This window comes from Lentzea sp. NPDC060358, from assembly GCF_042725365.1.
GTDB lineage: Bacteria > Actinomycetota > Actinomycetes > Mycobacteriales > Pseudonocardiaceae > Lentzea.
On record NZ_JBHXCW010000095.1, the window covers coordinates 20,709 to 27,369 of the forward strand.

Genomic DNA, 6,661 nt, shown 5'->3' on the forward strand with positions numbered 1-6,661 from the left:
GAAATCATCGTAGCGATCTCGGCGGGCAGCGCAAGGGAACTGGATGATCAGGGGTGGGAAACGAGTGCCGCGGAAAAGCAAACGGCTCCCCGCATCACGCGAGGAGCCGCCAGCAAATCCGAAAAATCTTCAGCACACAGGTGCGAGCGGAGTCGTCTCGTCGGGCCCGGGCCGCCGCCGCCACCGGTCCAGCTTGGCGTGCTCGGTCAGCGTGATCAGCGTCTCCCGAACCGACAACCGCACCCGCGGATCGCAGTTCACCACCGGAACCTCGGGAGCGATCCCCATTCCGCGGATGATCGCCTTCACGTCGGACCGCACCGAGTCGTGCACGTTGTTCAACGCCAGCACGTACGGGATCTTGTGGTCCTCGAAGTACCGCATGGCGTCCACCGAGTCCGCCGGCCGCATCACGTCGAACAGCACCACGGCGCCGACGGCACCGCGCACGACGTCCGACCAGCCCGCGCTCGGGTTCTGCCACTGCGGGGCCACGAACAGGTGCAGGGCGAGACCGGGGTCGAGCCACACACGTCCGAATTGGATGCGCACCAGTTCGGTCACCAGGCCCGCACGTTCCGGCGCCATCGCCGTCATGGTCAGCAGATCGTTTTCCACGATCGTCCTGATGAAGGTGCTCTTGCCCACGCCGAAGCCGCCGGCGACGACGATCTTGGCCGAGGTCAGCTCCCGACCGGGCGGCCCCGGGGGCCCGAATTCGGGAAATCTAGAGCCGACGTAGTCCACTGAGCACTCTCTCCATCAACCCGAGGTCCGGCGTGTCACCGCCTGCGGAAGCGGTCTGGTGCACGTCCACCAGACCTCGTTCCGCCATGTCGCCGAGGAGCACCTTCACGACTCCCAGTGGAAGTCGCATCAGTGCGGCCACCTCCGCGACGGATCGCGGTGAACGGCACAACTCGACGACGCGTTGGTGTTCCGACTGCAAGATACCTGCCGAGCGCCGACTCTGATCATTCGCGGAGACAAGTGTCTCGATCTCGAGATGAATGTTCGACCGTGTGCGCCCACCCGTCCAGGCGTATGCGCGCACGATCGACGAGTCGGCGGGCTCGGTGGCACCGAACTCGAAAGCCGGCCTCTCGGCCGGGGGCAGCTCTTCGACCGGGGCCGGTTCCGGCTCCGGAATGGAACTCGTGCGCGGACGCTTCCGGCCCGAGTCCAGGGAAAACCCGTTCATCAGGTCGGCGAAGGTCTGCTCGGCGGGTGTCTCGACCCGCCTGTGTCGTCGGTTCGGGTCTGCGGCCGAACTCATGATCACCTCACGCTGTGCAGCTGGGCTCGCAGTTCGGGGGTGAGGATCTGGCCCACCTGGTCGACGACCACGGTCATCTCGTAGGCGACCTGGCCGACGTCGCTGTCGGGAGCGGCGAGAACCGCCAGACAAGATCCGTCTCGGATGGACATGAGAAGCATGATCCCGTAATCCATCTCGATCACGGTGCGCAACACTCCGCCACCCTCGAAACACCGTGCCGCGCTCAGCGTGAGCGCCACGACGCCCGAGGCGATGGCGGACAGCTGGTCCGCCCTCTCCAGCGGCAAACCGGCCGACTTGGTGAGCAGGAGGCCGTCGACCGAGATCACGATCGCGTGAGCGACACCGGCCACGCGATCGGTGAAGTTCGTGATGAGCCAGCCGAACTGGTCCACCTTGCTCGACTGCGGCGTGGTCATGCCTTCTCCCCGTTCCACTGGCCGTTGCCCTGGCCGTTCCCGTTCCCGTTGCCGCCCAGCGGGGCCTGCCGGATGCCCGTCTGGTAGCTCGCGAGGAAGCCCCTCGTCCGCTCCGGATCGCGCTTCGGGCCCGCGGGAGGCCGTGCGCCGTTCTCCGGGCGGTCCGCGAGGTCGGGGAGCAGGTTCTTGCGCGGCGCCCGTTTCGGCAGTCCGGCCTCGGTCTCCCCGGCGTCGGTGGCGGGTTCCCCCGCCTGTTCCCAGACCGTCCCGCCCGGCTTCTTGCCGAACCAGGATGCCACTACGGACGGTGACGGCTTGGAGCCGGGCTCCGATGTGGACCCGTTCGAATGATCCCCGTTGACTGTTTCGTCCTGGGCCCCGCTGCCGGCGAACCAGGAGGACGTTGTCTCGTTCGGCGTCTCTGCGGGCACGGACTTCTCAACGGACGACGTGCCGCGAGGGTTTCGCCTCGGCAGGGATTCGTCGATCGCGGCGCCGCGGAAGGACGTCCACTCCTCCGACTGGCGCGGTTGCTCGATGGCCGGAGCGGCGGCGGGCGGGGGTGGCGCCAGGTTCGGCGTCTTCACGACCACGTGCGGCTGCTTGGGGGTGAGCGCGGGCTTGGGCTGCGGCAGCGCGGCGTGCCGGGGCTGCGACGGCGCGGGCGCCGGTTCGTTCGAGCGGACGAGCTCGGACGGCACGAGCACGAGCGCCCGCAGGCCCTCCCTGCCCTCCCCCGCCGCGCGCAGCCGCACGGAGACGCCGTGCCGGGACGCGAGCCGGCCGACGACGAACAGACCCATCTGCCGCGACACCGGCACGTCGTCCTCGGTGTCGGCGGAGAGCCGCTCGTTGGCCTCGGCGAGTTCCGCCGGGCCCATGCCGATGCCCTGGTCGGCGACCTCGACGAGCACGGCGCCCTGCTGGTCGAGCCGGGAGCCGATGACGACCTGGGTGGCGGGCGCGGAGAACGCGGTGGCGTTGTCCAGCAGCTCCGCGACGAGGCGGACGAGGTCGCTGGCCGCGTAGCCGACGATCTCGACCGACGGCGTCGACTTCACGACCACCCGCTGGTAGTGCTCGATCTCCGACGCGGCGGCGCGCAGCACGTCGGCCAGCGGCACGGGCTGGTGGAACCGGCGCGCGACGTCGGTGCCGGAGAGCACCATCAGGTTCTCGTTGTTGCGGCGCATGCGCGTCGCGAGGTGGTCGAGCTTGAACAGGTTGGCGAGCTGCTCGGGGTTCTCCTCGTGGCGCTCCAGCTCCTCCATGAGCTTGAGCTGGCGCTCGACGAGGCCCTGCGAGCGGCGCGACAGGTTGACGAAGATGTTCTTCATGCCCGAGCGCAGCGACGACTGCTCGACGGCGGAGCGGATCGCCTGCTCGTGCACCGCGTCGAACGCGCGCGCCAGCTGGCCGAACTCCTCGCTGGAGTGCACGGGCACCGGTTCGATCTCGGTGTCGGGCTTGCGGTCGGCGCGGATCGCGGCGACGACCTCCGGCAGGTGGTGGTGCGCCACGTCGAGGGCGGAGCGCCGCAGCTCGGTGAGCGAGCGCAGCAGGTAGCGGCCGATGACGAAGCCGAGCGTGACGGCGATGAGCAGCATCGCGAGCAGGATGACGGCGGCGGCGCCGGCCTTGTTGGACGTGTCGTCCTGCAGCTGCGCGGCGGAGCCGGCGAGCTCGTCCTGCAGCTCGCGGACGACCTGTTCCATCAGGCGGGCGGTGGTGCCGGACGACCGGTTCCAGTCGTCGACGGCGATGCCGAACGACGCCGGGGGCTTGGGCTGGCCGGGACGCGTGGCGGGCTGCGGCGTGCCGTCGGGCTGGGTGAGGGCGCGCTCGACGAGGGCGGAGCGGTTCGCCACCGCCGCGCCGGTGACCGTCTGGTCGTAGGCGCGGCGCTGCTCGGTCGTGCCGATGGCCTGGAAGTCGCTGAGGCGGTCCTGCAGGCGGATGTCGGACTGCTCCAGCACGCGGACCTCGGGCCCGAGGAGCTTGGTGCGCCCGATGCCGGCCAGGACGACCGCGTGCTGCAGGGACACCTGCTCCTGCGCGATGACCATGTTGTGCAGCGCCATGGCGGTGCCGGAGATGGCCTCGTCGCCGAACTGGCTGATGAGCGCCTGCTCGAAGTCCAGCAACGACTTCACGACCGCGGTGTAGCCCGTGGTGCCGCCGGACGGGTCGCCGTCGTCGCCGCCCTGGGCGACCTTCTCGCGCAGGTTCTTCAGCGTCTCCAGCTGGCCGCCGAGCTCGGAGAACCGGTTGCGGGCGACCTCGCTCAGGCCGGTGGAGCGTTCGACGCGGCGGCGCACGGTCGTGGCGGCGTTGTCGGTCGACCTGATCTGGTTCTGGTACGCGCCGACGCCGGAGCCGCTCGTGGAGCTCTGGGCGGCGAGCGTGCGCTCCTGCTGGACGCTCGAGATCAACGGCGCCAGGTCCGCGCGCAGCCGGACCAGGCCCTGCATCTGCACGTAGTTGTTCGACCGATCGACGTAACCGGAGATCTGCAGGGCACCCGCTCCGATGGCGACCGCCACCGGCACCACGAGGACGACACCGAGCTTGACGGGCAGGCGCCAGTTGCGCCAGTCGCTGATCTTTCTCCACTCGACATTCACGAAATGGTCCCCAAGGCGCGCTCGAAGTGCCCCACTTTCGGCTACCTCCTGGCCTGGTGAATCCCCATGAGTCGAGACACCCCTCGCAGTTCGATATCGACGACTGCCGTGTCGGGTGTGAGCGGATAGTAGGCCAGAGAGCGTGACGCGACAACGACCTGGGTTGTGCACGATCGATCACCGACGGTGACGACCGACCTTTCGGGTGGTCCTGCGGGTTCAGGGGATTGACTCGCCGCGACGCGTGGTTACGCTTGCGCCCTCCATCCCCGGTTCAGCCGCGGCCTCCACGCCTGCGCTCGCCGGGCACTCCCCGTAACGAATGCGAGCGGTTGATGACGAAGGCGCTGCCCTCCGTGTCACGCCCGGCGACCCCCGGTTTCGCGACCTTCGAAGAACCCCGTCACCCATTGCTCGTCGACGGTGACGGGGAGCCGGATTTCAACGCCATCCAAACGAGTGATGATTTCCGGGCGCTCAAGCGGCGGGTGGCCCGTTTTATTCTCCCGGCGACTGTGCTGTTCCTCGCTTGGTACGTCACGTTCGTATTGCTTTCCGCTTACGCCGCCGACTTCATGAGCACTCCGCTGTTCGGAACGGTGAACGTCGGGCTGACGATGGGATTTCTCCAGTTCGTCACCACGATCGTGATCACAATGGCTTACTCGCGCTACTCCCGCAGGAAGCTCGACCCGCAGGTCGGCAGGGTGCGTGCGCTGGTGGAACCCGATGAGGAGCCGGCGTGACCGGGGCGAACACCGCGATCAACCTGTCCGTCTTCGGCATCTTCGTCCTGCTGACGCTCTACGTCGTGTACCGCGCTTCCACGCGGAACGTGAGCGCGTCGGACTACTACGCCGCGGGCAGCAGCTTCACCGGAACGCAGAACGGCATCGCGCTCTCCGGTGACTTCCTCTCCGCCGCGTCGTTCCTGGGCATCTCCGGTGCGATCGCGGTGAACGGCTACGACGGCTTCATGTACTCGATCGGCTGGGTCGTCGCCTGGTTGATCGGCTTGATGCTGATCTCCGAACGGCTGCGCAACACCGGCCGTTTCACGATGGGCGACGTGATGGCGTTCCGCATGCGCCAGCGCCCCGTGCGCGCGGCGGCGGCGAACGCGACACTCGTGATCTCGCTCTTCTACATGATCGCGCAGATGGCGGGCGCCGGCGGCCTGATGGCGCTGCTGCTCGACGTCCACAGCAAGGTGGGCCAGGCGATCATCATCGCGGTCGTCGGCATCGTCATGGTGCTGTACGTGCTGGTCGGCGGGATGAAGGGCACCACGTGGGTGCAGATCATCAAGGCCGTCCTGCTGATCCTGTCCGTGTCGCTGCTGACGATCTTCCTGATCGGCAAGTTCGGCTTCGACTTCTCGTCGATGCTCGACCGGGCGACGCAGCGCTCCCCGCTGGGCGAGGCGGTGCTCGCGCCGGGCGTGAAGTACGGCGCCACGGGCCTGTCGAAGGTCGACTTCCTCTCGCTGGCCCTGGCGCTGGTCCTGGGCACCGCGTCGCTGCCCCACGTGCTGATGCGCTTCTACACGGTGCCGAACGCCAAGGAAGCCAGGAAGTCCGTCGTGTGGGCGACGTGGATGATGGTCATCTTCTACTCCTGCACGCTGGTGATCGGCTTCGGCGCGATGGCCCTGGTCGGCACCGACGAGATCACCGGCGCCCCCGGCGGCGAGAACTCGGCGGCGCCGCTGCTCGCGTTCCAGGTGGGCGGCACGGTCCTGCTGGGCATCGTCTGCGCGGTCGCGTTCGCCACGATCCTCGCCGTGGTCGCCGGCCTGACGCTGACGGCGTCCGCCTCGTTCGCCCACGACGTCTACGCGAACGTCATCAAGCACGGCGACGCCGACCCGCGCGACGAGGTCCGCGTCGCCCGCATCACCGCGGTCTGCGTCGGCGTGCTGGCGATCGTCGGCGGCATCGCGGCCAACGGCCAGAACGTGGCCTTCCTGGTGGCGCTCGCGTTCGCGCTGGCGGCGTCGGCGAACCTGCCGACGCTGCTCTACTCGATGTTCTGGAAGCGGTTCAACACGCGCGGCACGCTGTGGAGCATCTACGGCGGCCTCACCTCGTGCGTGCTGCTGATCGTGTTCTCCCCCGCGATCTCGGGTTCGAAGTCGTCGATCTTCCCGGACGCCGACTTCGCGTTCTTCCCGCTGTCCAACCCCGGCATCGTGTCGATCCCGCTGTCGTTCCTGGCCGGGTTCGTGGGCACGTTCCTGGGCGGGGAGAAGGCGGACGCGGGCAAGCAGGCGGAGATGGAGGTGCGCGGGCTCACCGGGATCGGGTCGGGCCTGCGCTGAGCGGCCGTCAGGTCCGGGC

At 68.5% G+C, this 6,661-nt stretch carries 6 protein-coding genes; 2 read left to right on the forward strand and 4 right to left on the reverse strand.

The annotated features are described in order from the left end of the window. Positions 1-129 precede the first annotated feature (129 nt). Genes ACFWGZ_RS21030 through ACFWGZ_RS21045 form a run of 4 tightly spaced genes read right to left on the reverse strand, consistent with a single transcriptional unit; the run spans position 130 to position 4,322 of the window. A complete protein-coding gene (locus ACFWGZ_RS21030; RefSeq protein ID WP_382453234.1) occupies positions 130-747 on the reverse strand; it encodes an ATP/GTP-binding protein in 618 nt (205 codons plus the stop codon). Beyond that, positions 728-1,276 carry a DUF742 domain-containing protein gene (locus ACFWGZ_RS21035; protein WP_382453235.1) on the reverse strand — a complete coding sequence of 183 codons (549 nt, stop codon included), beginning with the start codon at positions 1,274-1,276 and terminating at the stop codon, positions 728-730. The genes ACFWGZ_RS21030 and ACFWGZ_RS21035 overlap by 20 nt, the downstream gene beginning before the upstream one ends. Before the next feature lie 2 nt (positions 1,277-1,278). Beyond that, entirely contained in the window at positions 1,279-1,698 is a 420-nt protein-coding gene (locus tag ACFWGZ_RS21040) for a roadblock/LC7 domain-containing protein (protein WP_382453236.1), read from the reverse strand. Continuing rightward, positions 1,695-4,322, reverse strand: coding sequence for a nitrate- and nitrite sensing domain-containing protein (locus ACFWGZ_RS21045; RefSeq protein WP_382453237.1), 2,628 nt, complete (start codon positions 4,320-4,322; stop codon positions 1,695-1,697). Before ACFWGZ_RS21045 ends, ACFWGZ_RS21040 begins: the two co-directional genes overlap by 4 nt. 335 nt (positions 4,323-4,657) lie before the next feature. Here ACFWGZ_RS21045 and ACFWGZ_RS21050 point away from each other — a divergent pair, with 335 nt between their 5' ends. Continuing rightward, positions 4,658-5,068: a DUF485 domain-containing protein gene (locus ACFWGZ_RS21050; protein ID WP_382453238.1), complete on the forward strand. Its 411-nt coding sequence runs from the start codon at positions 4,658-4,660 to the stop codon at positions 5,066-5,068. Then, positions 5,065-6,642: a cation acetate symporter gene (locus ACFWGZ_RS21055; RefSeq protein ID WP_382453239.1), complete on the forward strand. Its 1,578-nt coding sequence runs from the start codon at positions 5,065-5,067 to the stop codon at positions 6,640-6,642. The genes ACFWGZ_RS21050 and ACFWGZ_RS21055 overlap by 4 nt, the downstream gene beginning before the upstream one ends. The last annotated feature ends 19 nt before the right edge of the window (positions 6,643-6,661 follow it).